The organism is Ruegeria sp. CDSC085, assembly GCF_059610465.1.
The window spans coordinates 1-25,253 of the sequence record NZ_JBXWNR010000007.1 but is presented as its reverse complement, the minus strand read 5'-3'; the positions used below and the strand labels follow the sequence as shown (position 1 = coordinate 25,253).

Annotated in this window: 25 protein-coding genes; 11 read left to right on the top strand and 14 right to left on the bottom strand. The window is 54.6% G+C overall.

What is annotated here, in order from left to right; translation table 11 throughout:
• The first annotated feature begins 82 nt into the window (after nt 1-82).
• The 3 genes from AC2FJB_RS11820 (at nt 83) to AC2FJB_RS11810 (ending at nt 1,613) form a co-directional block, all read left to right on the top strand.
• On the top strand, nt 83-622 hold the full coding sequence (locus AC2FJB_RS11820) for a hypothetical protein (protein ID WP_496720691.1): 540 nt from the start codon (nt 83-85) through the stop codon (nt 620-622).
• A 77-nt stretch (nt 623-699) separates the two neighbouring features.
• Nucleotides 700-1,080 (top strand): hypothetical protein, encoded by a 381-nt coding sequence (locus tag AC2FJB_RS11815; protein ID WP_496720693.1) that lies wholly within the window; start codon nt 700-702, stop codon nt 1,078-1,080.
• 53 nt (nt 1,081-1,133) lie between these two features.
• Nucleotides 1,134-1,613: a helix-turn-helix transcriptional regulator gene (locus AC2FJB_RS11810; protein ID WP_480642060.1), complete on the top strand. Its 480-nt coding sequence runs from the start codon at nt 1,134-1,136 to the stop codon at nt 1,611-1,613.
• A 591-nt stretch (nt 1,614-2,204) separates the two neighbouring features.
• Here the strand turns inward: AC2FJB_RS11810 and AC2FJB_RS11805 are convergent.
• From AC2FJB_RS11805 to AC2FJB_RS11785, 5 genes are all read right to left on the bottom strand, one after another.
• Nucleotides 2,205-3,191 carry a zinc-dependent alcohol dehydrogenase family protein gene (locus tag AC2FJB_RS11805; RefSeq protein ID WP_496720696.1) on the bottom strand — a complete coding sequence of 329 codons (987 nt, stop codon included), beginning with the start codon at nt 3,189-3,191 and terminating at the stop codon, nt 2,205-2,207.
• Between the two features lie 81 nt (nt 3,192-3,272).
• Nucleotides 3,273-4,118 carry an enoyl-CoA hydratase/isomerase family protein gene (locus tag AC2FJB_RS11800; RefSeq protein WP_496720698.1) on the bottom strand — a complete coding sequence of 282 codons (846 nt, stop codon included), beginning with the start codon at nt 4,116-4,118 and terminating at the stop codon, nt 3,273-3,275.
• Nucleotides 4,119-4,210: 92 nt separating this feature from the next.
• Nucleotides 4,211-4,999: an SDR family NAD(P)-dependent oxidoreductase gene (locus tag AC2FJB_RS11795; protein WP_496720700.1), complete on the bottom strand. Its 789-nt coding sequence runs from the start codon at nt 4,997-4,999 to the stop codon at nt 4,211-4,213.
• 12 nt (nt 5,000-5,011) lie between these two features.
• Nucleotides 5,012-5,977: an LLM class oxidoreductase gene (locus AC2FJB_RS11790; RefSeq protein ID WP_496686132.1), complete on the bottom strand. Its 966-nt coding sequence runs from the start codon at nt 5,975-5,977 to the stop codon at nt 5,012-5,014.
• A gap of 12 nt (nt 5,978-5,989) precedes the next feature.
• Entirely contained in the window at nt 5,990-6,766 is a 777-nt protein-coding gene (locus tag AC2FJB_RS11785; protein WP_496686134.1) for a CmcJ/NvfI family oxidoreductase, read from the bottom strand.
• Nucleotides 6,767-6,873: 107 nt separating this feature from the next.
• On the opposite strand from AC2FJB_RS11785, the gene AC2FJB_RS11780 reads away from it, so the two are divergent.
• Nucleotides 6,874-7,785 carry a LysR family transcriptional regulator gene (locus tag AC2FJB_RS11780; protein ID WP_117871515.1) on the top strand — a complete coding sequence of 304 codons (912 nt, stop codon included), beginning with the start codon at nt 6,874-6,876 and terminating at the stop codon, nt 7,783-7,785.
• Nucleotides 7,786-8,169: 384 nt separating this feature from the next.
• On the opposite strand, the gene AC2FJB_RS11775 is transcribed toward AC2FJB_RS11780, so the two are convergent.
• Complete coding sequence (locus AC2FJB_RS11775; RefSeq protein WP_496720702.1) at nt 8,170-9,180, bottom strand: LacI family DNA-binding transcriptional regulator; 1,011 nt, start codon at nt 9,178-9,180, stop codon at nt 8,170-8,172.
• Nucleotides 9,181-9,391: 211 nt separating this feature from the next.
• On the opposite strand from AC2FJB_RS11775, the gene AC2FJB_RS11770 reads away from it, so the two are divergent.
• The 6 genes from AC2FJB_RS11770 (at nt 9,392) to AC2FJB_RS11745 (ending at nt 15,452) form a co-directional block, all read left to right on the top strand.
• Nucleotides 9,392-10,660, top strand: a complete 1,269-nt coding sequence (locus AC2FJB_RS11770; RefSeq protein ID WP_117871519.1) for an ABC transporter substrate-binding protein — start codon at nt 9,392-9,394, stop codon at nt 10,658-10,660.
• A 76-nt stretch (nt 10,661-10,736) separates the two neighbouring features.
• Nucleotides 10,737-11,582 (top strand): carbohydrate ABC transporter permease, encoded by an 846-nt coding sequence (locus tag AC2FJB_RS11765; RefSeq protein ID WP_496720704.1) that lies wholly within the window; start codon nt 10,737-10,739, stop codon nt 11,580-11,582.
• Nucleotides 11,579-12,415, top strand: coding sequence for a carbohydrate ABC transporter permease (locus AC2FJB_RS11760; RefSeq protein WP_117871523.1), 837 nt, complete (start codon nt 11,579-11,581; stop codon nt 12,413-12,415). The genes AC2FJB_RS11765 and AC2FJB_RS11760 overlap by 4 nt, the downstream gene beginning before the upstream one ends.
• Nucleotides 12,416-12,438: 23 nt before the next feature.
• Complete coding sequence (locus AC2FJB_RS11755; protein ID WP_496720706.1) at nt 12,439-13,479, top strand: ABC transporter ATP-binding protein; 1,041 nt, start codon at nt 12,439-12,441, stop codon at nt 13,477-13,479.
• Nucleotides 13,480-13,491: 12 nt separating this feature from the next.
• Nucleotides 13,492-14,769 (top strand): amylo-alpha-1,6-glucosidase, encoded by a 1,278-nt coding sequence (locus tag AC2FJB_RS11750; RefSeq protein ID WP_496720708.1) that lies wholly within the window; start codon nt 13,492-13,494, stop codon nt 14,767-14,769.
• The gene (locus AC2FJB_RS11745) at nt 14,766-15,452 is read left to right on the top strand and encodes a D-lyxose/D-mannose family sugar isomerase (RefSeq protein WP_496720710.1); all 687 of its coding nucleotides are present in this window, start codon (nt 14,766-14,768) and stop codon (nt 15,450-15,452) included. The genes AC2FJB_RS11750 and AC2FJB_RS11745 overlap by 4 nt, the downstream gene beginning before the upstream one ends.
• Nucleotides 15,453-15,814: 362 nt before the next feature.
• Here AC2FJB_RS11745 and AC2FJB_RS11740 read toward each other — a convergent pair whose 3' ends face one another.
• A complete protein-coding gene (locus AC2FJB_RS11740; RefSeq protein ID WP_496720712.1) occupies nt 15,815-16,921 on the bottom strand; it encodes an alkene reductase in 1,107 nt (368 codons plus the stop codon).
• A gap of 122 nt (nt 16,922-17,043) precedes the next feature.
• A complete protein-coding gene (locus AC2FJB_RS11735) occupies nt 17,044-17,763 on the bottom strand; it encodes a TetR/AcrR family transcriptional regulator (protein ID WP_496818360.1) in 720 nt (239 codons plus the stop codon).
• 446 nt (nt 17,764-18,209) lie between these two features.
• On the opposite strand from AC2FJB_RS11735, the gene AC2FJB_RS11730 reads away from it, so the two are divergent.
• Complete coding sequence (locus tag AC2FJB_RS11730) at nt 18,210-18,629, top strand: hypothetical protein (RefSeq protein WP_496720716.1); 420 nt, start codon at nt 18,210-18,212, stop codon at nt 18,627-18,629.
• Nucleotides 18,630-18,958: 329 nt separating this feature from the next.
• Here AC2FJB_RS11730 and AC2FJB_RS11725 read toward each other — a convergent pair whose 3' ends face one another.
• The 6 genes from AC2FJB_RS11725 to AC2FJB_RS11700 all read right to left on the bottom strand — a co-directional run bounded on the left by AC2FJB_RS11725 (nt 18,959) and on the right by AC2FJB_RS11700 (nt 25,088).
• The gene (locus AC2FJB_RS11725) at nt 18,959-19,729 is read right to left on the bottom strand and encodes a lysophospholipid acyltransferase family protein (protein WP_162896861.1); all 771 of its coding nucleotides are present in this window, start codon (nt 19,727-19,729) and stop codon (nt 18,959-18,961) included.
• 418 nt (nt 19,730-20,147) lie between these two features.
• Nucleotides 20,148-21,485: a metal-dependent hydrolase family protein gene (locus AC2FJB_RS11720; protein ID WP_299423164.1), complete on the bottom strand. Its 1,338-nt coding sequence runs from the start codon at nt 21,483-21,485 to the stop codon at nt 20,148-20,150.
• Nucleotides 21,486-21,658: 173 nt separating this feature from the next.
• Entirely contained in the window at nt 21,659-22,585 is a 927-nt protein-coding gene (locus tag AC2FJB_RS11715) for a DMT family transporter (protein ID WP_496720718.1), read from the bottom strand.
• Between the two features lie 659 nt (nt 22,586-23,244).
• The gene (locus AC2FJB_RS11710; RefSeq protein ID WP_496720720.1) at nt 23,245-23,745 is read right to left on the bottom strand and encodes a hypothetical protein; all 501 of its coding nucleotides are present in this window, start codon (nt 23,743-23,745) and stop codon (nt 23,245-23,247) included.
• On the bottom strand, nt 23,729-24,499 hold the full coding sequence (locus AC2FJB_RS11705; protein WP_496720722.1) for a hypothetical protein: 771 nt from the start codon (nt 24,497-24,499) through the stop codon (nt 23,729-23,731). The genes AC2FJB_RS11710 and AC2FJB_RS11705 overlap by 17 nt, the downstream gene beginning before the upstream one ends.
• 73 nt (nt 24,500-24,572) lie before the next feature.
• Complete coding sequence (locus AC2FJB_RS11700; RefSeq protein ID WP_496720724.1) at nt 24,573-25,088, bottom strand: DUF805 domain-containing protein; 516 nt, start codon at nt 25,086-25,088, stop codon at nt 24,573-24,575.
• Between the last annotated feature and the right edge of the window lie 165 nt (nt 25,089-25,253).

Sequence of the window (25,253 nt, the reverse complement as noted above, 5' to 3'; positions counted from 1 at the left end):
TTCCAATCGATGTTTTCACTGCATCTAGGCTTCACGGCACCAATCCAAGCCGCGCTAAATCTTACAAACAGGAAGACTAATCATGCGTACTCTCTCACTCCCTCACAGCCCGTTGATCCTTGCAGCCCTGATCACCGCAGTGTCGTTCCAGCCGCTACTTGCCCAGAGCATTTCGGTTGTTGACCCGAGTACAGGGGAAACCGTCGAGCTTTCGGAAGTGGATTTCGAAGCATTGTCCGAGGAAGAACGTGCCGATATTCGGGATCAGCTGAAAGAACAGGGAGTCCAGCCCCGAGGCGGTGATCGGAACGCCCTCGACATTTCAGAGGTTGAAGTCGTCGACCCTTCAACCGGCGAAACCGTGGCGCTGGGGGATATCGACCACTCAAGCTTGAGTCCCGAAGATCGGCGGAACATCGGCGATCAACTGGCCGAACAAGGGGTCCCAGCAGGTCGCGGCGGGCGTGACGATGCAGGCCGAAATCCGGATTCCGGCACCGAGACGGTTGACTCTGGCGAAAGGGGCGGCAGTGGCGAAGGTCGTGGAGGTCGCGGCGGCGAAGGTCGTGGCGGCCACGGCGGTCGGGACGGCCACGGCGGTCGGGACGGTCCTCGCGGGTAAAATAAAGCCACCGCGCACCGGTTGACACGGTGCGCGGTAACCCCTTAGCCAAATTGCAAAGGTACGGGAACTTTATGATGTTTAGATCACCTATCCTCGCAAGTTTTGCGGTGGTCATGCTCTTGCACTCGCCGGCGCAGGCTCAGGTGTCCGTTGCGGATGACGTCATCGCGCGGATTGAGGCCGAAGGTTACACGGTCGAGGAAGTAAAACGGTCTTGGCTGGGCCGCATCGTCATCACCGCGAGTGATCAGAATGAGCTGCGCGAGGTGGTTTTGAACCGTACATCCGGAGAGGTTTTGCGAGACCAAAGTTTCTCGAAGAAATCACATGGCGACGGGCGCCCTGCACCGCCAGCCAACAAACCAGACAAACCTTCCCAGCCGAGCGAACCAAATGCGCATGGCGGTCCCAAAGGGGGTGGCGGACAAGGCGGTAAAGGAAAAAACGGTGGGTAATCCGACATGAGAGAACCTGCTGAAACAGAATTTATCAGCGCACGGTGCCGCGCATGATGAACCGCGCATGGGTCGTTTGGACCCTTGTCCTTATCCAGTGCCTGTGTGGTGCTTATTTCCTGTGGGAAATTCTGGCATCTATTTTGGGCATCCCATCGGTTCCGCTACGTTGGAATGTGCGAGAGCTTGTCGAAGCGGGCGCCAGTATCGGGCTTATACTTGGTGCATTTCTGGGTGTCCGGCTTGCGCTCGTGGCCCAAAAAGCGACACACCGGGCCGAAACCGCCCGCCGGATCACGTCCGGCGAGTTCACAACAGTAGTAGAGGCGTATTTCGAAAAGCTTGGCCTGACTGGCGCGGAAACAGAGATCGCATGGCTTGTTCTGAAAGGGATGTCTATGGCTGAGATCGCCAATCTGAGGCAAACCCGAATTGGAACCGTTAAGGCTCAATGTACTGCGATTTACAGAAAGGCGGGAGTGTCTGGCAAAAGCCAATTGATCTCACAGCTCGTTGAGGACCTCCTGTTCTAGGCACAATTTGGATCAGATGGCGCTATGGCATTCACCCGATACAGTGTACAAAACTTGCGTTTCAATTGCCGTTGCCGTCTGGGGGCTAATCCGACCCGAGCGAACAATTTCACTCTTGGAGTCATTGGATAGGTTTCTCGCGTCCGGCCCCTCAAAAAACCAAGGCTAAAACCGGTTCGGGCACCTGACGCTGCCATATCTAGAAAAACTCGCAGAATCCTGGGCCCAGGAACTCGATTTATTCTGGATTGAAGCCAAAAAGGATGTCAGCCAGCGAAGTGCTGATCAGCGAGAGATCCCGGACTATCTGGGTATCGACGCCATTTATGGTTTCTTTGAGCAGCAGCCGTCGATGACGCTCTGTGAAGTACGCACCAGCATGGAAGAGTTGCTCGATGCGGCGGAGCAGCCGTCACGAAGCGCAAACAAACTAATCTTGGATCGGATTGCTGTTATATTCCGTTCAAAACGACCATACTGAGTTGTACCAAACCGCAAACGCGCTAACGGCCTACAGACGACATCAATTGCAACTCAAACTGAGTTGGTACGCAAGGTCATTTTGCGCGCACCAAGCCCAACCGGATCAGATCATAGTTCCACAACGACTTTTCCGACCGCACCTCCATGAGTCAGATGCGCATAGGCGGCATCGACATTGTCCCACCCAAACTTCTGTTCGTCGACAATTGGCTTGAGCCTGCCAGCATCCACCAGATCTGCCAACTTCCGCAAGATGTCTCCATGGGTTTGCCGCCCAACATCGTGCATCATCGGAATCAGCATGAAGACGACATGCAAAGACAGGCCCTTGAAATGCACAGGCGTCAAATCAATCTCGACCATCGCGACCGTCGTGGCAACATGACCATTGAGCTTGGCCGCGGCGAAAGAGTTTGTCATGTTTGGTCCACCAACGCTGTCAAACACCACATCAAAGCCTACGCCATCAGTATGCTCGGCAACATAGTCCTCGACTGTTTCCGTTGTGAAATCCAAGGGACGCGCACCAAGACCCTCGATCAAGGCCAACTGATCTGCACCACGACCTGTTGCGGACACGGCCGCGCCAAGGTGGCGGGCTATTTGAACGGCGACATGACCAACGCCACCTGCGCCGCCATGAACCAATAAAGTCTGCCCTTCGCCAACACCGGCGCGGGTCAGCCCTTCGTAGGCGGTGATGCCGACGAGAGGCAGCGCTGCGGCTTCCCGCATGCTCAGCGTCTTGGGTTTGTGGGCAATCAGGCGCGCATCTGCGTTAATGTGCTCTGCCAAAGCGCCCGTGAGATCCATCAATCCACCAGAACAACCGTACACCTCATCGCCTATCGCAAAACCTGTCACACCGTCGCCAATCGCAACGACCGTGCCAGCGAAATCCATGCCAAGCACGGCGGGCAATTGGGGGGACAGAGGCAGGTCCGCGCCCATGCTTCGGATCATTGTGTCGACGGTGTTGACGCTGGTCGCGGCCACTTTGACGACCACATGTCCAGAAGTCGCGACAGGGTCGGGTATTTCAGCAAGCTCGAACAGCGCATCGGGTCCGTAAGAGTTGAGAACCATTGCTTTCATTGAGATTTTCCTTTTGTGAACATGGTGTCAGGCCTACGTGGAAATCACGCACGCCTGACGAGATCATTGTCTTGGGGGTGGTCAGTTGATGTCCTGCACCTGCATCACCAGATCGCCCCAATTGCGCTGGTTTTCGATGTCGTGTTCCAAACCTTGTTCATCCGCGATGGTGAACCGTTTGACGGCCGGAGTTTTGCTGGTGGCCTGATAAAGCCAATAGGCTTCGGCTTTCAGCGCTTCATCAATTGGTTTGTCGATCGATTCATAGACCATCTGTTTGCAGGCATTGATCGACTCTGCCGGGAACTGTGCGATCCGTTCGGCCAGTGCGGTCACATAAGCGCCAATTTCTTCCGGCTCCAAAGCCTTGTTGATGGTGCCCAGACGCTCGGCATCATCCGCATCGTAGTCTTGCGCGCTCAAAATGATCTCAAGCGCTTTTCCAAGGCCTGTTTGGCGCGCCATGCGCGAGGCGCCGCCGCCACAGGGCAGGATGCCCATTCCGACCTCCATCTGCATGAACTTGTACTTGCCCCGCGCGGCAAACCGCATGTCGAGCGCCAACGCCAACTCATGTCCACCACCGCGTGCAAACCCTTCCAGCTTTGCGATTGTGGCCTGCGGCACCTTGCTGATCCGCTCGCAAACCGACTGTAGATCCAAAAGCCGTGCATCCTCGCGGGATACGGCCTCAGTCGACATGTCCTTGAGCAGTTCGGTGTCGTAGTGGCAGACCCAGATTTCCGGGTTTGCAGATTGAAAGATCACGACCTTGGTGTCGCGGTCTCGCTCTAAGCGCATGGCCAGACTGTTGAGATCGGCCAGCATTTCCTGGCCTTGCACGTTCACAGAGCCAAAGTTGAATGTCACTGTAGCGATACCGTTCTCAACGGCTACGTCAAAGGTTTGAAAGTTCTCGTATTTCATCGGGCAGTCCTTTCTTGGGCCTCGACGCATCACGCGTGAGGGGTCAGGGAGTGTTAAAGGTGGAAGTGCGTGGCGTTTTAGCGCCACGCGGGTCAGTTGGTCTGGTTAACCAATTCTCTGATGGTTTTCATGACGTCGGCAGCGTGGCCTTTGTCGAGTGCCGCTGCGTGTGGATCTGAGAATGCCCCACTGTCATTGTCAAAATAGGCGCCCGACGCATCAGCGAACCGCTCACCTAATGCCGCATCAATCAAGATATCAGCGCCGATGTTCATATCGTTCCCGGCCAAGCCAAAGCCGTCTTTCACCATTTTTGAGGCCAAAAGCGATCCTGGATTTACCGCGACCATGACAGGCGCATCGGATTGCGATTTGGCCCATTCCCGGGTCCATATGGTGATGGCCAGCTTGCTCTGGGCATAGGCTTCCATATCCGCCAGCGGAACACTGCCCTGCATGGCTCGGATGTTCACCGGGGCCTGCGCCGCCGATGACAGGTTCACGACGCGCCCGTCAGCAGGAATGATAGGCAGCAGCAACTCGGTCAGCAGATAAGGTGCAAGCGTGTTCACGACGAAGCGGATGTCCTGCCCATTCTCAAGCACCGATTGCGGGGCTTTCAGCACACCCGCGTTGTTGATCAAAACATCCAACCTGTCATGTTTCGCCCGCACGTTCTCAGCCAGTCCCTGCACCGCGGACAGGTCGCTCAGATCAGCGGCATAGGTTTCGACATTTTCACCGACTTCGGCAGCTGCGCTCTCCAGTTTGGGTATACTGCGGCCATGCAACAGCACGTTGTGCCCGTCAGATGCCAGCTTCTTGGCCGTCAGCAAACCAATGCCGTCAGTTGAACCTGTAATGAGAATGGTCTTGGTCATCGGTCTGATCCTTTACGAAAAGTCAGGCAGCACAGTGTCTGCCAAGTGTTCAAGGGTTGCGTCGATAGGCGCTTGATTGAACCTGAGGTTCAGCGCGACGTGATTGACCCCAAGCGTTTCAATCTCGCGAAGATAGCTGCGAAGGAAGTCGGAGCCAGACTGAAACCCAAGATGGATCGGGCGCGGAGGCGCAGCGGGGTCGTCCACGATATCGACATAAAGCGATTGCATGACGGGCTTATCCAGTTGGCCCGCCTCCCTAACGCGTCGTCGGTAATCCGCTATGACCTGCCCCTGGGCAGACGCATTGCGCGGATAGGTCATCCAACCGTCGCCGTTCCGTGCCACCCAATCAGGGGATTGCTGGCTACCGCCGGTAATAAGCATCGGCAGACGCGTGCCATGCGGTTTGGGCAATAGGTCAATCCCGCCACCCAGTTTGCCCTGCGCGTTTTCATGTTCCGGATAATCGGACCCCACTGCGCGGATATACTCAACGCTGTCGCGGAAACGCGCCCCTCGGTCGTCAAAGCTGTGGTTCATCGCCGGGTATTCCTCGGGGCGGTCACCTGAAGCAACGCCCAACAGCAACCGTCCGCCCGAGAGCACATCGGTCGTCGCCGCTGCCTTGGCCACATGCGCGGGGTGACGCAATGGCAGGATGACACTCGACGTTCCAAGCGCAATCCGGTCTGTTGCTGTTGCCAGAGCACCCAGATAGACAAATGGATCGAAAACCTGTCCCGGGTCACCGAAGTTTGGCACATTGAACGGGACGTCGCGCAGCCAAAGTGCCGCAAACCCAAGTTCCTCGGCCTTTTGAGCCGCCTCCAGATGACCGCGCAGCGTCGGCTCTGCGCCGACTGCGTATGCCTCAAGCGGCAGCACAAGGCCAATGCTCAAGCGCTCGGGACGGAACACCCGGTTATAAGCCACGTTGATCTGGGTAAACTCGTTAGGCTGCATTTTATCCAACATCTCGGGACCCCACTAGTAGCGCACCAAGGTGCGGCTCTCGATGCTTTTGCGAATGGTGGAGATGCTTGAATCTTCGACCATATCGAGCGCGCTATGCGCAATCGAAGGTAGTCCTTGATTGTCATAGATATTGAAAATCGCGACCTCATCCGGTGTCATCTTGGATTGATAGATCCACTCATGCTTGGGGTTTCCCACCAGCCCCATGATTTGCCCTTTGCGGTCAGGATAGATCAGATCCAGCAGGATCCAGTCAGACGCGTCAACCGATGACGGGCGAACAAAGCCAAGCGGCGCTGAATTGATCGGATGCTCCACGGGACGCCACACATTAATAAATGCAAAGTGACCTTGCGCCCATTCCGATGCGACATCGGCACCCAACAGGTCGACAAGCCGCTGTTCGGCTCCGTCCTTGCTGTAGTCACTGTGAACGTTGCGCGCAGGTTTGCGCGTCGCACTCGGGTCATCTGTCCGAACCGTATGGTCAAAAACCACAACCTCGCGTGCGCCCAGCCTGTCCGACAGCATCGCTGTCAACTCGGCATCGTATATCGATTTCCATGCGGCACCAGCAAAGCCCCGAACCTGCGTTTCCAGCGTCGTGAATTCAACAGCATCAGACGCAAATGTAACGGAGTTGGCCGCTGCGCGGGCGTCCTCCAGTGCAACAGCCGTGGAGGCTAGTTTGGGGGAAACCAGGTTTCCAGCAATCCCGCCGGCATCCAGTTCAAAAGCTTGCCGGTGCGGCTTGTGAACGTGGTAGTTGACTGTGGCTGTTCGCGTCATATGCGCCTCCTTCGTATGCTGTGTTGCATCGATGGAAGGGATTTAACGTCAATCCAATTGCATATAAACTGCTCATTGATGGAATGATAATTCGGGTTTGCGATATAATGGGGCTTGATACAGATGCGCTGCGATTGTTTGTAAGGGCAGCAGAAATGCTGAACATAAGCGCGGCGGGGCGCGCATTGGGTATGGCCCCGGCCGTGTCCAGCGCAAAACTCGCGAAGTTGGAGCAGAGCCTGGGTTCCGAACTGTTACATCGCACAACACGCAAAGTGTCGTTGTCGGTTGAAGGTGCTGACTTCCTGCCCTTCGCCCGCGAGATTATCGCGCAAGAAGAGGCTGCACTTGCTGCTCTGGGCAAGCAGACAACAACCATAAAGGGCACGTTGCGCTTTGCTGCGCCAAGCAGTTTTGCACAGCTCTACATCGCGCCAATCCTTCCTGAGTTTCTTAAACAGCATCCCGATCTCACAATCGATCTGCGTCTGTCGGATGTGCAGTTCGACCTGATCGAGGGAAGCTATGATCTAGCACTCAGGAACGCGCCGCTTGTCGACACCAGCTTAAAAGGTCGAAAGCTGGCCGTTGATCGCCGTATTCTATGCGCCGCGCCGCATTATCTCGATGAATACGGCACGCCCAAGACGCCTGACGATCTGAAAACCCACCATCTGATAGCTTTCCAAAACCGCCAACCGCGGCCATTGACAGGACCGGCGGGCAAGAACGCCATTTTCGATCCCGCATCAGCCAAAGGCCAATTGATTATCGATGACGGTCAAAGCCAGGTCCGCGCCACGCTGGCCGGAGCCGGTATTTCCTTGAACGCTCTATGGAGCGTGCATGACCAACTGAAGTCAGGTCGTTTGATACGGGTTCTTCCAAACTTTGAGGCCAGTGAAGACAATGTCTTGTGGCTGATCTATCCCAAGTCCAACGTGCTGTCCCCAAAAGTGCGGGTGTTTATTGATTTTTTGATCGCAGAGATTGGCGCAAAGCCACCTTGGGAAACGTAAGCTCAAATAAAGCTTAGCGCGCTGCCAGACATCCTGACATCAATGCCAGGGACCAGGCGCTGAGCGGGCATGCCTTGTCCAGTCCAAATGTCTGGTTTGGTGTCCTCATTGCGGTCGTCGCCGAACGGAGGTTCGATTAGCAGATTACCGCACCATTAGATGATTGACCACATCACAACAACCACTAACGCCGCTGAACCGGATTTATGTGAAGCTATCTCTGGTTGAGTGGTCAGCTCATCAGCGGACCCAACGCACCTTCACTTAACTCGCCCGATAGAAGCCGTTGATCGTGTATGCAGAAAACGTCAGCGATGAGCCCAAAGTGTCAAATATCGCATGGGAGCGCAATAAACGCCTGCGACAGCAACTGAGATATACACTTTAGTGGTCAGGGGCTGCTCCTGATGTTCCTCGAATTGTCAGGGTCGCAGAATACTCGAAATGACAGACTGGCAGATCGGGTGTTCGCATCCGGTCCAGAAGGATCTCGGCCAACCGCTTGCCTAACTTCTTCGGGTCGATCGCCATGGTTGTTAGGCCGGGCGTCGAGACGGCCGCATCCTCGATGTCATCAAAACCCACCACCGAAAAATCATGCCCTGGTTTCCAACCGGACCGGATCAATCCGAAGCAGGCGCCAAGCGCCACAACGTCTCCGTTGCAAACAATACCCGTCACCTCGGGGTGTTGGTGACGGAGTGCGGCAATAGCGTCAACGCCAGCACTCTTATTCTCATCGCATGGCCAGACAATTGGCTGCACGTCATCCATCTGCTTTAAAGCGCCAAGGTAACCGGCAATGCGTTCTTCACGCACGGACGATTGCTCGGTGCCGCCAAAATAGGCGATGTGCTTGTGCCCTAAATCAATCAAGTGCTGCGTGGCTTGTGCGAGGGCTTCGGTATTAAGAATGCCGACATGGTCGAAAGACTGCGACACCTTTCGCATGAATGTCACAGCGGGAACACCGTGAGCATTCAGAAGCTCCATAGATACTTCGCTTGTGTCTAGTGCCGGAACCCAGATCAAACCACGTCGGCCAAATCTGATGCAGGCTTCCAGAAGGCGGTCCTGACGTTGAAGATCGCCTTGCGCATCGAGGATCGACACCATGAACCCTTCGGTTTCGAGCAAGTCGACGGCGCCACTCACAACCTCTGCGTTAAACGGGTTGGCCAATTTGTTAAGGATAAAACCGATTTCGCGATTGTCACCCGATCGCATTGTGGCCGCCGCTTGATTTGGGACGTAGCGCAGACGCTTGGCTGCGCTCAGGACTTTCTGACGTGTCTTCTCTGAAATTCGGCCGGTGTCACGCATAACCTGGCTGACGGTTGGAACCGACACGCCCGCTTCTTTGGCAACGCTGGATAAGGTGGGTTTTTTCGTCATGGGTCACAGTTTAGATATAACGTTTGCCTAAAATCGCAAGTGGTTTTGCAAATGGCAAGCAAATTATGGCAAAAGCTTGGCGGCAACAGGCTTGACTCAAGATACAACGATATACCATATTAACTGCATTCGCCCGCGGACTGACCCAAAGGTGTCGGCGAGGGAGAGAGGTTGTCGGGTTTCGGTCAGCCTCAGACATAGGGAGGAAATCATGTCGATTCATCTGAAACTGTCGGTTGCCGTGTCCGGTGTTGCCATGCTTGCTGGCGCTGCTGCCGTGCAAGCTGAAACTCTGTTCTGGTCGACCCAGGCCCGGCCCGCCGAAGAAGCGCAGGCTATGCGAACCGAGGTTCTTGGTGGCTTCGAGGGCGGGGTTGACTACCAACCGAACGAAGATGGCCCCTGGCTGACTCGCTTGCAAGCCGAGCTGCAAGCCGACTCAGGCAGCATTGACTTGCTGGGCTCCTTGCATGGCAACTTCTCGGCGATGAATCCTGATGACCTGATGGACCTTAGCGAACTTGGCGTCATGTCGGCGTCGGGCACTTTCAATGATCTCGCTAAGCTGGGTACTGACAGCTTGCAATATATGCCGTGGATGCAAGCGAGTTACATCATGGCCGCAAACACGGAAGCACTGCAATACCTGCCTGAAGGTGCGGACATTGATGCACTGACCTATGACCAGTTGATTGCGTGGGCGGCGAACGTTGAAGAAGCGACGGGTCAGAAGAAATTCGGATTTCCAGCAGGTCCCAAGGGTCTGAAACACCGCTTTTTCCAAGGTTATCTTTACCCGTCCTACACCAACGGTGTTGTGCGGACCTTTGCTTCGCCCGAGGCTGTGACGGCATGGGAAAAATTCAAAGAGCTGTGGAGCCATACGAACCCTGCCTCGACCAACTTTTCATTCATGCAGGAACAGCTGTTGAACGGGGATGCCTGGATCGTCTTTGACCACACGTCGCGTTTGGCGCAGGCATTCAATGAACGCCCAGATGATTTCGTTGCCTTCCCAGCACCTGCAGGCCCAACTGGCCGTGGCTTCATGCCCGTTCTGGCAGGTGTTGCCATCCCACGCACCGCGCCGGATGCCGAAGGTGCCAAAGCTTTGGTGACTTATCTGATGCAGCCCGAGACACAGATCGCGACACTGAAGGCAACAAACTTCTTCCCCGTGGTTGATGTTGAGCTGCCCGCCGACCTACCGCCTTCGGTCAAAGCTGCCGGCGAAGCGGTTGCCAAGATGAGCAGCTCGGCAGACGCAAATCCCGGCCTGCTGCCTGCGGGTCTGGGTAGCATGGGCGGCGACTTCAACCGTGTATATGTGGATGCGTTCGAACGCATTGTTTTGGCTGGTCAACCCATTGAGCAGGTTCTGGAAGATCAAAAGAAACAGCTGGAAAAGATCATGAACGAAACTGGCGCGCCTTGCTGGGCACCAGATGCGCCTTCGGAAGGTGCCTGCCCCGTCGAATAAAACCTTCCATGACTGCCGGGCCGCAGAAGCTGTGGCCCGGTTCCCCAGCATAATCCCAACTTAAAGGAGCGGTCCGATGGAAGCGCGGCTATTGCCTTACTTTCTGATCCTCCCGGTGACGCTGTTTCTCTGCCTGTTTTTCATCTACCCGTTTGCGCTGGTGGCGCAGCAGGCTTTTGGAACAGGAGACGGCTTTTCACTGGATAACTTTCGCGAGGTTGTGAGCTACTGGAAGTTCCCGATCTCGATGAAAAACACATTTCTTCTGGCCGCGGCCGTGGTACCGATCCAGCTGGCGCTGTCACTTCTGATGGCCACGATGGTCACGAAGATGCAAAAGGGCCGCGATCTGGTTCTGTACATCTGGACCATTCCTTTGGGGATTTCTGACCTTGCAGCCGGTATCATCTGGCTGGCGATCTTCGAGCAGTCGGGTTTCCTGAACTCGATGATGGTCGGGCTTGGTGTCACTGACCAACCTGTAAGTTTGCTGAGTTATCAAACGCCGTGGGTAGTGTTCCTGGCGATTATGCTTGCCGAGATTTGGCGTGCGACCGCGATTATGCTTGTGATCCTTGTGGCGGGAATTGGTCTGATCCCCAAGGAATACTACGAGGCTGCGGATGTGTTTGGCGCCTCGCGCTGGAAACAGTTCACCCGGATCACTTTGCCGCTTCTGCGCCCATCGCTGCAAACTGCCCTGGTCCTGCGTGTCATTCTGGCCTTTGAAGTCTTTGCTGTGGTCGCAGCCCTTGGGGGCACGATCTTCCCGGTGCTTATGGGCGAGATCTACGCCTATCAGTTTGACCTGCAAAATGGTGGGGCAGCAGCAGCGCTGGCGATCATCGTTCTGATTATCTCAATCGTGTTTACGCTGATCATCATGCGCGCTCTGCGCGTCCCGAAAGGAGCCACGATATGACGGCTGTAGCAGACGTTGTGGCCCCTGACGCCCGCAAGGCGGGAAGGGGGCTCTACCGAGCAGGCGTGATCTTGCTGTGTGCCTGGGTGATCATACCGCTCTACCTGCTGTTCGTGAACACAATGTCCTCACCGGATACAGTGAACAGTTTCCCCAAGAGCTTCATCCCGGAGTTCAATATGGGATCCCTGGAATTCTTCATGGGGTTCCAGGGGATGCTGAGGGCGCTGTGGAACTCGGTTGTGGTGGCTTTGATGACGATGGTGATGTCCATCGCCATCGGAGCCCCCGCGGGCTACGCCCTATCGCGGTTCGACTTCCGTGGGAAAGAGCTGTTCCGGCTGCTGATCCTGCTGACCCGGGCTTTTCCGCTGCCCTTGCTGGCGCTGCCCCTTGCGGTTCTCTTTATCCGCACAGGTCTGGATGACACGGCCTTCGGTCTGGCGCTTGTCCATACGACACTGGCGATCCCTTTCGCGGTTCTCATCACCTTTTCGCTTTTCTCTGGTATCCCGCTGGAGCTCGAAGAGGCAGCCTGGACGCTGGGCTGCACACGGCTGACCGCCTTCACCAAGGTGATCCTGCCTTTGGTTCTGCCAGGGATTACAGCCTCGGCGATTTTCGCCTTTGTGATCTCGTGGAACGAAGTATTCGCGGCTGCCGTGCTGACTATCGAGAACCGGACGCTTCCCGCGTTCCTATTGCAGACATTGGGCGAAGCTCCGTTGCACCTGAAATTCGCAGGCGGCTTCATTCTCGTGGTACCTGCGCTGATCTTCATCTTTGCTGTGCGCAAATATCTCTTTGCCATGTGGGGCATCGCCAACCGCTGAGCGGTGACTGAAAGGAAACTGTTATGGCTGAAATACAGATCAAAAACGTTGCCAAGAATTTTGGATCCTACCAGGCTCTGCACGATATCAACCTGACCATCGCAGACCAGGAATTTATGGTCCTTTTGGGCGCCTCGGGCTGCGGTAAATCCACGCTTCTGCGCATCATTGCAGGGCTTGAGACAGCGACGACCGGTGAGGTCTGGATCGGTGGGCGTCGCGTAGATCACCTTTCTCCCAAAGATCGCGGCATCTCGATGGTGTTCCAGAACTATGCGGTGTTTCCGCACCTGACCGTGTTCGAGAACATTGGCTTTGGTCTTCGGATGCAAAAACTGCCCGATGATGAAGTCAAACGCCGGGTCGAGAGAACTGCCGGGCTAATGCATATCGAGCAGCTCCTGAAGCGCTACTCTGGCGAGTTGTCAGGCGGTCAACGCCAACGGGTCGCTGTCGCCCGCGCGTTGGCAATGGAGCCGGACGTGATCCTGATGGATGAGCCGCTGTCGAACCTTGACGCGCTGTTGCGGATGGAAATGCGCGCTGAGCTGAAGGGTGTTCTGGCCGAAAGCAAGACCACTGCCATCTATGTGACACACGATCAGGTCGAAGCCATGTCCATGGCCGACCGGATCAGCGTCATGCATCAGGGCAAAATTGTTCAGGCAGCCTCGCCCATCGAAGTGTATAGGGATCCAGCGGCCGAGTTTGTGGCCAGTTTCATCGGCAATCCGCCAATGAATTTCCTCCCCGCTGAAGCTGCGGGCTCTGGTCGTTGGATTGTTGCCGGGCAGAACTTCGATGGGCCGGCAATTGGCAAGGACCTGAAATGGGCCATTCGCCCGGAAGATTTGCGCGTTGCTGATCAGGGTTTTGGAGCGCGAGCCAAGGTTGTGGAACCTCTTGGCGCGCATTTGTTGGTGACTTGTGATGTCGAAGGTCACCAGTTCCGCGCTGTGCTGGATAGCGAACTCCACGTGAAACCCGGTGACGTACTTACGTTAGCGCCGCAAGAAGGCCGGGGACGCTGGTTCGACCCCGAAACCACCTTGGCTGTCGCGTAAAGGAGAAACAAGATGAGCCAAGCGTTGATCGATCAGGCACGCAAGGTCATGGAGAACAATGACCGGGGCACCTACACAGTGCCCACCCATGGCCTCTATCCCTTCCAGTGGAACTGGGACAGCGCCTTGTCCGCACTTGGCTTTTCGCATTTCAACATGGAGCGGGCCTGGGTCGAGGTCGAGACTCTTATGGCCCATCAGTGGGTCGACGGTATGGTGCCGCATATCATTTTTCACGAACCTGATGATGGGTATTTCCCTGGTCCTGACGTTTGGCAAACTGGACGCGTGGTGCCGACGACTGGTATCACCCAGCCAGCGGTTGTGGGCTTTGCTTTACGCAAGCTTTACGATCGGGCGGAAGACAAGGCCGCAGCCCGCGTGCGGCTGGCCAAGCTCCTGCCCAAAGTCCATGCGTGGCATCAGTGGTTCTATCGCTACCGCGATCCGAACGGCACGGGGCTGGTTGCGATCATCCACCCTTGGGAATCTGGTCGAGACAACTCGGTGGATTGGGATGAAGGGCTGGACGCGGTGCCGATCGAGGGGGTCGCGCCATTTACGCGGCGCGATACGACACACGCCAACCCAGATCACCGCCCGTCGGACGAGCAATACAAGTGTTATATCTGGTTGGTCGAGTACTTCCGAGGACTTGGATGGGATAATGCGAAGCTCCACGATGCCTCGCCCTTTTGCCTCGTTGACCCAGGATTTAATGGCATCCTGATACGGTCCTGTGACCAAGTTGCGGATTTGGCGGAAATCTTGTGCGATACGTCAATCGCTTCTGAAGCGCGTGAGATGGCCGCAAATGGCCGCGCGGCGCTGGAAAGCCTCTGGAACCCGGCGCTTGGGCAATACACGTGTTACAACCGTGCCGCTGGTCGCCTGCAAGACACACCAACGATTGGTGGGTTGCTCGCGGCAATTGCTGATGTACCTCATGGCCGTGCTGATGCGCTCGCACGAAGGATTGCTTTATTGGGCGAGCGTTGCGGCTATCTGGTGCCCAGTCACGACCCGGCAGATGGCGCTTTTGATAGCCTGCGCTACTGGCGCGGGCCCACATGGTTAATCGTAAATTATTTGATTGCCGAAGGTCTAAGTCGGTCTGGGCAGAGGGAAATGGCGCAACGGATCCTCGCCGACAGCCTAAAGCTTATTCAGAAAAGCGGCTTTGCGGAGTATTATGACCCGATGAGCGGCGAGCCTTGTGGCGGCAGTAGCTTTACGTGGACCGCAGCCATGGTAATCGAAATCCTCAAAACCAAAAGAGTGCCGGCATGAAGCGCTCGCGCATCAATGAAATCATGGCCCAAGCAGATGAGATGATCCGCTCTCACGGGTTCACGTTGCCGCCCTTTGCCTATTGGACACCCGAGGAGTTTAAAGCCCGTAAAAGTGATGCCCGTCACGTCATTGATGCAAGGTGCGGATGGGACATCACCGATTACGGTGACGGTGATTTTGACAAGATGGGCCTGTTCCTCTTTACCCTGCGCAACGGGTTGCAGAGTGATTTGGCCAAGGGCGGCGGCATGTGCTACGCCGAGAAGCTATTGATTTCGAGGCGGGACCAGCTATCGCCAATGCACACGCATGTTCTGAAAGCTGAGGATATCATCAACCGCGGTGGCGCAATTCTGGTGGTCGAGCTTTTCGGCTCAGACGACGCGGGTGGATTCGCAGAGGATCGCGGCGGTGTGGTCTGGCTGGACGGCATCCGACATCATTGCCAACCGGGCGAGAAGTTGCGCCTGGCACCGGGTGAAAGCGTTACCCTGCGTCCTGGTGATTGGCACGCGTTCTGGGGCGAAGGAGGGGATGTGTTGATCGGTGAGGTCTCAACGGTCAACGATGACGAGACCGACAATGTCTTTCGTGAACCCATCGGCCGCTTTGCCGAGGTTGAGGAGGATGTTGCTCCGACACATCTGTTGGTCAGCGACTATTCCAAATGGCTGGGTTGATCGAAGAAACCAGTGGCGGATTCTTGGCAGACCTGTCGCAAACTTTGATCCCCATAGCCGCGTTCAGGCAGTCATCCTTCATTGAATAATTTGGCAATGTTGTATGGACCTCATCTGGCCGTTCTCTACATTGTGCTTCAACTCGCAGAGTATAACCCAAGCGGACCTTCACCCAACATCTCGCAGCGGCGGCTTGGTGCTGACGTCAGACAATTCATGCCACTGCGTGGGTTCACGCCTTTGGTTATAACCTTTCCCCGCTTCAAGAGTGGATATTGCCGTAACCGCTAGGTGAGCGCGTCCAATCCGGCGCGCTCACTTTGCTTGGTATTGCCTATCACCATGGAGTTAACAACGATGTACTACTCCGCGGCGATCGCTTCCTCTTCCAGCGACGGGTAATCGGTGTACCCTTTTTCGTTCCCGCCGTAGAGAGTACTTGGATCGAGCTCATTCAGCGCGACGTCTTTCTCCAGCCGGTTGACAAGATCCGGGTTGGAAATGAACGGCCGGCCAAAGGCCACCAGATCGACCGTGCCGGTATCAACCGCTTCAATCGCCATGTCTCGGTCGTAAGCGTTGTTGCCCATTTTCGCACCGTCAAACAATTCATAGAGTGCCTTCAGATCGCCACCTTCCGGAATATCGCGCGGGCCGCCGGTCTGTCCCTCCACAAGATGGAGATAGGCCAGCCCATAGCCATTCAGCAATTTGACCGCATGGGTGAATGTCGCCTGCGGGTCGCTGTCGGAGATGTTGTTGGCGTCCGAGAATGGGCTGAGGCGGACACCGACGCGGTCGGCGCCCCAGACATCGACAACCACGTCCATGACCTCTTTCAGGAACCGTGCTCTATTCTCAACTGGACCGCCATATTCGTCTTCACGCTTGTTGGATTCGTCCCGCAGGAATTGATCGATAAGGTATCCGTTGGCTGCGTGGACCTCGACACCGTCGAAACCGGCCTCTTTGGCGTTTTCTGCGGCCCTCCGGTAGTCGGCAACGATGCCAGCTATTTCATCGATGGTCAGAGCCCGCGGTTCAGATGTTTCAACAAACTGCTCACCATCAAACGTCTTGGCCTTAGCGCCAATTGCGGATGGTGCAACAGGGGCGCCTCCATCGTGCTGTAAACTGGTATGCGAAATCCGGCCCACATGCCAAAGCTGGATTACGATCTTCCCGTCCTTGGCATGGACGGCCTCAGTCACTTTTTTCCAGCCGTCGATCTGTGCTTCTGAATAAATGCCGGGCGTCCAGGCATAGCCTTTTCCTTGGGGCGAAATTTGCGATGCTTCCGTGATGATCAGACCAGCACCTGCCCGCTGCGCGTAGTACTTGGCCTGCAATTCATGGACGCTGTCATCCTCGGCTCTTGCCCGGTTGCGGGTCAGTGGCGCCATGACAATGCGGTTTTTCAGCTCGATTGCGCCAGCTTTGATGCCGGAGAACAGTTTTTCATCAGCCATTGCTGCTTCCTTCTTTGGTAAACTTCGTTCAGATATTATTGGACTAATTGGTCCAATATTAGGGTCACTGTCTCTTGTTTGAGTTTGTGTTAGGTTTCATTTCCTTATGGTGGCGGGGGGCCTTATGGCGAAATCACCATCCGGGCTTGTTTCAGGGTTTGCGATATCTGCTCATCGGGAACGCCCGCCTTGCGCAAGGCTAGCGTGCCAATTGCAAGGGAGGCAAAGGCGCGTGCCTTGTCGAGTACCTGTCCCGGATCCGAAGGCTCAAGCGCTCCCGCAATAATCTCGTCAATACTCTCCAAATGCTGTCGCCCGAGAGCCGCCACTTCATCATCATGAGGAGCAAGCTCCGTAAGGCAATTGATCAGCATACAGCCGTCACGACCACCTTGTGGGTTCGCCAAAGCTTCCATTATCGCACCAACGGGGTCATTTCCGCCCGTATCTGCAACGTCACGCAGATTTTTTAAACCACGCCTTGAATAGTGGCTGAGGGCTTTGTGAAACAAAGCCTGCTTGTTGCCGAACGCTCCATAGAAGCTGGACCGGCTCAAACCCATGGCCTTGGTCAGATCATCCACAGATGCGGTCTCGTAGCCCTTGTGCCAAAAAACGCACAAGGCTTTCTCCAAAGCCTCAGCTTCGTCAAAGGCGCGAGGCCTACCCGGGCCTGCGAGTGATTTGATGTCGCCATTTGGGAGAGTTTTTTTGCTCATGCGTATGATTTGGAATGATTGGTCCAGAAATTCAAGGTGGCGGTAGGAAATTTTTGGAATGGTCAGTCCGTATTGTGACCAGAGAAAGGAATTTAGGTCGGTAGAAATACAAAACCTCCCCATCCCGCTTGGTGTCACGCTAATCTTAGGATCAGGACTGTTTGTCTTTTTGCGGGAGTGTCAGACGAGGAGGATCGTGATCGTAGAAAAGAGAGCCCGCGCTCGGTACTAGTTTCCAACACTGGACAGAATGATTGGCGGCTTGGTCCAACGCGTTGATGTTGATCACTAACAAACCAGAGATTGGTTCGGTAGATTCATGGCCAATGCCCTCAGCTTGTGAGGATTAATACTCCAATGAGTAACAAAGCCAAGAATTCAGAACTGGTTTTACGAGCATCAGAACGGCGGGTCATCGTAAGCAAACCAACAATAATTTCAGCGCACTAGGTAAAAAAACGAGGTTAGCTGAAGTTTAATTTGCCCAATGTGAACTTCTTAACTTTGGTTAGAACGGTTTTTTGGCAGTATCGTTTCATGAGTTGTTAGTGAGTTCAGTGAGTAAGTAGATGTATTTGCATAATTTCGAGGGGCATTGTCGCGCGGTCAATGACATCCGGATGGATGATTTTGCGCGTGAGTATCCGTTGCTGGACGATGCCGGCGTGCACGCACAATGGCAGAAGGGCTCCTGGCAGATCACGCGGATAGCCGACATCTGGACACGAACCGGGAAGGTGCTTTCCTTGCCTTACAAAGGAGCCAACGCCTATCCATCTTTCCAGTTTGCTCAGGATGGAACCCCGCTTCCTTTGATGGAAAAAGTGTTGAAAGCCCTGCCACGTGAAATGACCCCGTGGCAATGCGCGTTCTGGTTAACCTCACCCAAACTGGAACTCGGAGGGGAAAGCCCGGCAAATCGCATTCAGATCGGCGATGATTGCATAGTCGGTATCGCAGGCGATGCTGGTGGTCTGATGGCAGCTTAGTGTTAGCTTTTGGTCACTCATACGTCGTACAGCATCTGGCAAATTCGTGTCTCCCCTGCTTTTTCTGCCTCCGGCAAGAATAGCGAGATCAGGGCACTTAAATGTCCATTCTCTTCTGAGAATTCAGAGTCAATACCAAGCAGCCCATCCATAGATACGAATGGCCAAGAGCATACTGAAATACGGGTACTCACTAGGTCTTCGAATATCGATACCCGTTGGCGAAAATCCCACCGACAAGTACAACTGCTCTGCAAATCTGTAATCTGCCGCTACGCGTAGCGGAAACTCAACAAACTCGGTTTCTGCATATTTCTGTCAAACAGACTTCACCGCTCAAACACAGCCATCATCTGCCTGCGCAATCGCGCCAGATCCTCATCCACACTAGCGGTAGGATCGCACGCGAATGTTGGCAATGCCTCCACACGGATCGTCCCGCTGCGCGGTAAATGTTTGCCGCGTGGAAGTAGACTATCGCTGTCATGGATGACAATGGGGGTGATCGTGCGGCCGGTTTCTCGGGCGACTAAGACAGCACCCGCTTTAAAGTCCCCTAGCGATTCTGTTTTGGATCGGGTGCCTTCTGGGAATAGCACGATGGAACAGCGGGCAGGCATTTCCCTGACAGCCTTTATCAGCGTATCCATGGCCGTTGAGCCGGAGTCTCGGTTGATAGGGACGAGACCCGCTCCATCAAAACCAGTGCGCAGGAGTTTGCTGTTCCAGAACTCTGACTTCGCCGCGAAAGTGAACCATTTGGTGTCTGGCACCACGTGCATGAGACTGAAGCCATCGAGATGGCTACGGTGGTTGACCACGATGATGCTGTTGGTGTCGGCGGCGAGGGCATTCTTTTCCTCAGGACGCATCTCGACGCGGATGCTGAGGAGCCACAGCAGGCGTGAGCATGACCGTTTCACCAGGCGCCAATACCAACCCCGAAACCCTCTGCGCCGAACGCAAAGAAGAGGGGCAAAGGCCACGAAGAGGAAATAAAACAGGCCGATAAGAACCAGTATAGCGCGCTTGATTAGGCGTATTGGCAAAGGGTCAATGGCGCGAGTTGCGCGGTCTTGACCGTCAGGTGAAAGGGGCATGACGTCCTCTGATAGGGCCTGTGGCAGGTGCGTAAGCCGTGAATAAAGGCCACCGGAGATCCTCCGGCAGCGCTTTGAAATGCGCCACTTGCGAAGGAAGACAGCCACCGCACACCTCTCTATCTGTCGAAGCCAGTCCCAGATCAATGAGAAAAGACGACGTAGGGGAATGTATCTTGGTGCTTCAGTGTGACTTGAGTGCCAACTGACCGGCCTTGGCATAAAATATCGTTAATAGCCCTTACCAGACATAGCCGAGTGATCTGGTAGCTGCGAGTGCACAAGGCTGCTTACAGCACTTTGCCGACCTTGACCCCTTGGTGCCCGTCAATTGTCTGAGTGAAATGACCGAATGCCGGCTGCGAGCCCAAAGCAGTCGTTACAAAATTGGCTTTGAGCAAAGGACTTCATCTGGAACTCAGTCCAGCGTGTTCTTGTAGACTTTGCCGTCTTTCATGATCAGATCGAAATTCTCATGCGGGTCTGCGATCAGGTCGATATCTTGCAGCGGATTGCCGTCCACAAGGATTAAGTCGGCATAAGCGCCCTTTGCGATTACACCTAAGTCACCTTGTTGATAGGGGTGGCGCGGGCCTGAGAGTTTGAGCAGTTCAGCATTGGTTGAAGTCGCCATTTTCAGCACCTCGTATGGCGTGTACCAGCGCTTCAATTTGGCAAGGAACGCGCCTTGACGTTCGGCCAGTTTGGGATCGAACAGGATGTCGGTGCCGAAAGCGACTTTCACGCCAACTTCTTTCGCCGTTTTGTAGGTGAAATCTGTACCGTTGGTGACGTCGATCCATTTCTGCTGGCTAACAGGGTCGTCGAAAGAAAAGCCATCCTCGTCATCCAGCAGGGGCTGCACTGACAACCAAACTTCATTGTCGCGCATCAGTTCCATCGTTTCGCGGCTCATCAAAAAGCCATGCTCGATGGACTTAACGCCAGCGGCAACGGCAATTTCCACGGCCTCGTCCGTGAAGACATGAGATGCAACATAGGTGTTGTAGGTGTCGGCCACCTCTACGAAAGCCTCGATTTCGGCCTTGGTATATTGGCGTACATCCAGAGGGTCATAAGTAGATGACACCCCGCCACCGGTGGAAATCTTAAGCTGGCTTGCGCCCATGCGCATGATTTCACGCGCGCGTTTGACCACTTCCGGAACACCGTCAGCCTGCGCCATCAAACCAACGCTGTACCAGTACCATTGCGAATCCGCGCCGTTCGTCGGAACCGCTTGGTAGGGGCGATAGTCAAAGTGGCCGCCAGTTTGTGTCACGGGTGGGCCGGACGGCAGGATACGGGGGCCTTCTATCTCGCCTGCGTCAATCATCCGCTTTATGGCAAATGAATTGCCGCCAACGTCGCGCACCGTTGTAAAGCCGCGCATTAACGTGCCTTCGGACCCGATGGCACCCCGCACCGCGACCTCAAGAATATCGCCGGTCACAACCACACTCTGCGGATTGCAACAGTAAAGCGTGTGCCAGTGTACGTCGATCAGGCCCGGCATCAACGTGCGCCCGCCGCCGTCGATGACTATACCATTGGCGACGGCGAGGGGTTCTGAGGACACATCTGTGATCAGATTGTCGGTTACAACGACATTGGCATTTGTAATCATTTCCTCATTCACACCATCAAACACGTTGACGTTTGTGAACAGTATCGGTCCCCCATCCTGGGAGAGCGCTTGCGAATTGGCTATAGTGAGAAAAATCGACGAAACCGCCGCAAGTTTGGGAAAATGCATTGTAAATTCCTCAGAAAATTCTGTCGGAGAAACCATCCCAGCAGAAGCAAGTTTTTTCAAGAATTACCTCGCTTTTCTGCAAGGTCGGCTTTGTCCGCTAGGCCGACCTTGATGCCGTCTGAACCGACCCGATGAACAACTGAAACCGTCAGATGACCGGTTCGAGCCCAGTACTACCGCCTTGGTGATTTTGCGAGTACGGTAGATACGGTGCGCGTCTTTTTACTTCTTGTGATCGCGATTGCGCCCAGCACTAAGGCACATGCCAAAGCTTGAGGTAAAGAGATGGCTTCGCCAAAGGCAAGATATCCCACGGCAAACATCGTGGGTAATTCGATGCTTCCGACGACCGCAGTTTGGGAAGCCCCAATAACAGGTGAGCATATCGTGTAGATAAGCTGGGGTACGAAAGCGGTAACCAGACCAATACCAACAATGAAAAGCCAATCGGATTGTTCCCTTGGGAGAAGCTCTCCAACCTCAGCTCCAAGGATGAGCGGCGCGAGGCCCAGTACAGACCCCAGAGAAACTGACGCGATACGTGCCAACGGTGCAATCCGTGACAACCTGTGTACCAGTACGCAAATTCCGAAGCCAAACCCAAATGGGGCGGCAAGGGATAGCAGCAGCGTTAGTAGGTGTTCCGCAGCCACTGACGCAGGCGAGCCAGCAATGACAGCTGCCACCACAATCAGACCAGCGGCCAACATGGCGCGTCGCGTGGGTGCATCGCCAAACACCGCCCAAGCAATACCTAAGGTGAACACCGGATAGGTCATGTAAAGCACACCCACTGTCGATGCGGGCAGCTTCTCCAGCGCCGTTACATATCCGATCCAACCAAGCCCCATTACGGCTCCGGCGGAAAAACCCCAAGTGATCTCTCGCCATTCTTTTCGGTGCACAATGAGAACAGGAAGCAGAAGAAGAGCCGCAACAATGTAGCGGTAGAATGCGACCGCATAGGGTGCAACACCCTGTTCGGTCAGGCTGCGGCTGAAGTAGGGAACCAGCCCGAAACAGATTGAAGCAAAGAGAACACCAATACCCGCAAATGCGTAAGGTATGGGCGTTCGATTTCGCGCAGATGTCGTGGCCATAATCTGGAGCTATCACGCATTTGCATCTTCGTCTTTAGAGATTCTACGAACGACTGCTTTGTCCCACATAGCTGCTGTCCAAGAAAAAAACATTGCATCTTAGATGAAAAGTCCGCTTCCTGTGCATTGCCGCCGTCACTGAGTCCTAGTGCTGCGCTAGCAGCGAAGGTCTGCCTGGTGGCGGACTCCACCAACTCTGATCCTTGCAGGAACGTCTGTTTTATCCGAGGTAGGATGACGGTGGAATGTTCGCATCGGGATGGGTGCCGTCATTTGTCGCGTTTGGCATCAACCCTGCTTTTTGAAAATACTCGTGATTGCCCTTGAGCTGGCACCAATCCAACCGTCAGATTGGTTCCAGACTTACAACGCAAAACTATGGGCAAACTACGCAAACCTATGGGGTGCGCGAAGTGTTATGCGCAAACCTACACCTGATGTAGGTGCGCACATAACACTGCGTTTTCGACATTGATTTCATTAAAGAAAATCTTGGAAGCTTGCCCATAACCTCTGTGCGGTATTTGCGCATAAATTTGCACAATTCGCCCGGAAGTTTGCACGCGACAGAGAACCCATCGAGCTAACGGCGTCCTCTGGCACATTTGCTACGCACATATGCAGTTTACTCCCAATCGCCAGCAGACGAGCGCCACGTCTTAGTTTCCGCATCCCAAACACTGGCTGTGACGCAAGGCGTCGGGTTTATCCCGTCGCAATTGGAGCCGTATATCTGCGACAACAACGCTTTGACGCCCGAAGTCAACGACTGTCCAGCCTTGATTGAGCAAGGAGTGAACCTCCTCTTCAATCAAGAAGTGCGACATGCATCCGCCAGTGCCGCAGTAAAGAGAAGCGGCGCTCGAACACGCAAAACCAGACTCATTCAGAACCCAGTCGCGTTGCAGATCTCCGTCAAGATCCACCCTTTCAACCGCGCCCCAATCTAAGCCAAACTGACCGTTGTTGAACTCTGTGCGGGCCTGTGCCGCCAGATCAACCTTCGCCCGCAAACCGGTTGGAAGTTGCGAAACGTCAGCCGCGAAAGCTGGTGAGGTCCAAACTAGACCCGAACCCAGCACAATCGAGGAAACCAAACAATTAAACTGGATTACCAATTGGGAAATCGGTTGGAGGGGGTAATCAATTGCATTGATCATACCTATAGTCCCCGTATTCCAGCCAGTTTGCCGAGCCTTCGCTAAAAATCAGAAATTCGGACCTGTCTTCCCCAAGCAGGGCCACGACAAATCCGGTCGGCGGCTCAGAGTTTCCGAAGTAGCTGTAGGCCGTCATGGCTCTGATCGACTCGCCGTTAACCGTTACTCGCGCGTCCCACTCTCCGTCCGGGTTGTCCAAAATTACGGGTTCGATTACGCGTTTTTTCGCTCCGCCACCACAATAGACGATGCCTTCGGGTGCTTCGTAGGAGGTCCCCTGGCTAGCATCTGAATCGCACGCGGAACGAAGGGACCGAATTGCCGCGCCGGAACCTTTCAAGTCAAAGATTCCATAGCTGATATCTTGATCAACCATCGACAGGTTTACCGATGCATTGGCCGCAAGTTGGTCTAGTACAAAACCATAGTCCTGCTGGCTATTGAAACTGATCTCGACGGGATAATTGTCAACGATCTGCAAAGCAGCGTTTTCAGCGCCAACCTGAAATGCGCCAACCTCGGTGTTGCCGTTTTTCAAAAAACGAATTGAAAGCCCTTGCTTCTCCACAATGTCCTGGCTGTCCTCGTATCCAGCCGGAGCAAAGCGGATACGGTTACACTGAAGTTCCAGCGTCATGTTTCCGGTCTGAATAAAGGCATTGGGGTTGGGCCCGGAACTGAACGACCACTCCGCTGATGCTGTGGTCGCCATTGCCATCATTAGCATTCCAATGGAAATCAGCTTGAAACTCATTTTCACTCTCCATGGTATTTGGACTCGTACTGTCTTTCAGCAGAGATTCCGACCCGTTGCTTGGGCAACCAGGTCAGGAAACAGGTTCGCCGTATTCGTTTGCGCCTTCTTGGGAAGGTCGTGTCAGCCACCAGATCATCAGGATGGACAGAACCAATTGAAGAATTGAGACAACAACAATACCGGTCACGCCCAAGACTGCCGCGGGTCCTCGCAATGCATCGGGGTTTTCCGTCCCTTGCTCCAATACCGAGAAGAACGCCACGCCACCCAGCATAACAAAAAGCGTTGTAATGCTGAGCGCCATCGGCAGCAGCAAATACCAGCCAGGTCGTCCTGTATCATGCAACCTCCGCCAACCTGCTGCGAGCATAGGTATGAGAACGGCTAGTTGAAAAACAGAGGACATGACGCGAGATCCTTGCCCAGTTTCTGGGTTGGTCCCGAATATGATAGTATCCAGCACAGCTAAAGCGGCACTTACGAGAACCACAAACAAGAAGAACCACCAGTATTCTGAGCGTAAAGCCCGACCGGAGAACTGGAAGTATTTCGAGAAACACGTTTTGACTGCTTCACCAAATCCCATATTTCACTCCATTCTTACTTTCTTTGTGGCCTCAAACGCTTCGCTGCTCAGGAGAACGCACTCGCCCCTACGGATGCTCCCACTTACCTTTTTGTTTGAAAGTAGAAGCCTATCGCATGAGAGCGTAAAGAATTTTACGCGCGGAAAAAATATTGATTTATGAAA

What these genes read in the sequence shown, in the direction of transcription:
- AC2FJB_RS11820 (WP_496720691.1), top strand. Translation starts at nt 83, where the DNA reads ATGCGTACTCTCTCACTCCCTCACAGCCCGTTGATCCTTGCAGCCCTG.
- AC2FJB_RS11815 (WP_496720693.1), top strand. Translation starts at nt 700, where the DNA reads ATGTTTAGATCACCTATCCTCGCAAGTTTTGCGGTGGTCATGCTCTTG.
- AC2FJB_RS11810 (WP_480642060.1), top strand. Translation starts at nt 1,134, where the DNA reads ATGATGAACCGCGCATGGGTCGTTTGGACCCTTGTCCTTATCCAGTGC.
- AC2FJB_RS11805 (WP_496720696.1), bottom strand. Translation starts at nt 3,191, where the DNA reads ATGAAAGCAATGGTTCTCAACTCTTACGGACCCGATGCGCTGTTCGAG.
- AC2FJB_RS11800 (WP_496720698.1), bottom strand. Translation starts at nt 4,118, where the DNA reads ATGAAATACGAGAACTTTCAAACCTTTGACGTAGCCGTTGAGAACGGT.
- AC2FJB_RS11795 (WP_496720700.1), bottom strand. Translation starts at nt 4,999, where the DNA reads ATGACCAAGACCATTCTCATTACAGGTTCAACTGACGGCATTGGTTTG.
- AC2FJB_RS11790 (WP_496686132.1), bottom strand. Translation starts at nt 5,977, where the DNA reads ATGTTGGATAAAATGCAGCCTAACGAGTTTACCCAGATCAACGTGGCT.
- AC2FJB_RS11785 (WP_496686134.1), bottom strand. Translation starts at nt 6,766, where the DNA reads ATGACGCGAACAGCCACAGTCAACTACCACGTTCACAAGCCGCACCGG.
- AC2FJB_RS11780 (WP_117871515.1), top strand. Translation starts at nt 6,874, where the DNA reads ATGGGGCTTGATACAGATGCGCTGCGATTGTTTGTAAGGGCAGCAGAA.
- AC2FJB_RS11775 (WP_496720702.1), bottom strand. Translation starts at nt 9,180, where the DNA reads ATGACGAAAAAACCCACCTTATCCAGCGTTGCCAAAGAAGCGGGCGTG.
- AC2FJB_RS11770 (WP_117871519.1), top strand. Translation starts at nt 9,392, where the DNA reads ATGTCGATTCATCTGAAACTGTCGGTTGCCGTGTCCGGTGTTGCCATG.
- AC2FJB_RS11765 (WP_496720704.1), top strand. Translation starts at nt 10,737, where the DNA reads ATGGAAGCGCGGCTATTGCCTTACTTTCTGATCCTCCCGGTGACGCTG.
- AC2FJB_RS11760 (WP_117871523.1), top strand. Translation starts at nt 11,579, where the DNA reads ATGACGGCTGTAGCAGACGTTGTGGCCCCTGACGCCCGCAAGGCGGGA.
- AC2FJB_RS11755 (WP_496720706.1), top strand. Translation starts at nt 12,439, where the DNA reads ATGGCTGAAATACAGATCAAAAACGTTGCCAAGAATTTTGGATCCTAC.
- AC2FJB_RS11750 (WP_496720708.1), top strand. Translation starts at nt 13,492, where the DNA reads ATGAGCCAAGCGTTGATCGATCAGGCACGCAAGGTCATGGAGAACAAT.
- AC2FJB_RS11745 (WP_496720710.1), top strand. Translation starts at nt 14,766, where the DNA reads ATGAAGCGCTCGCGCATCAATGAAATCATGGCCCAAGCAGATGAGATG.
- AC2FJB_RS11740 (WP_496720712.1), bottom strand. Translation starts at nt 16,921, where the DNA reads ATGGCTGATGAAAAACTGTTCTCCGGCATCAAAGCTGGCGCAATCGAG.
- AC2FJB_RS11735 (WP_496818360.1), bottom strand. Translation starts at nt 17,763, where the DNA reads ATGGGGAGGTTTTGTATTTCTACCGACCTAAATTCCTTTCTCTGGTCA.
- AC2FJB_RS11730 (WP_496720716.1), top strand. Translation starts at nt 18,210, where the DNA reads ATGTATTTGCATAATTTCGAGGGGCATTGTCGCGCGGTCAATGACATC.
- AC2FJB_RS11725 (WP_162896861.1), bottom strand. Translation starts at nt 19,729, where the DNA reads ATGCCCCTTTCACCTGACGGTCAAGACCGCGCAACTCGCGCCATTGAC.
- AC2FJB_RS11720 (WP_299423164.1), bottom strand. Translation starts at nt 21,485, where the DNA reads ATGCATTTTCCCAAACTTGCGGCGGTTTCGTCGATTTTTCTCACTATA.
- AC2FJB_RS11715 (WP_496720718.1), bottom strand. Translation starts at nt 22,585, where the DNA reads ATGGCCACGACATCTGCGCGAAATCGAACGCCCATACCTTACGCATTT.
- AC2FJB_RS11710 (WP_496720720.1), bottom strand. Translation starts at nt 23,745, where the DNA reads ATGATCAATGCAATTGATTACCCCCTCCAACCGATTTCCCAATTGGTA.
- AC2FJB_RS11705 (WP_496720722.1), bottom strand. Translation starts at nt 24,499, where the DNA reads ATGAGTTTCAAGCTGATTTCCATTGGAATGCTAATGATGGCAATGGCG.
- AC2FJB_RS11700 (WP_496720724.1), bottom strand. Translation starts at nt 25,088, where the DNA reads ATGGGATTTGGTGAAGCAGTCAAAACGTGTTTCTCGAAATACTTCCAG.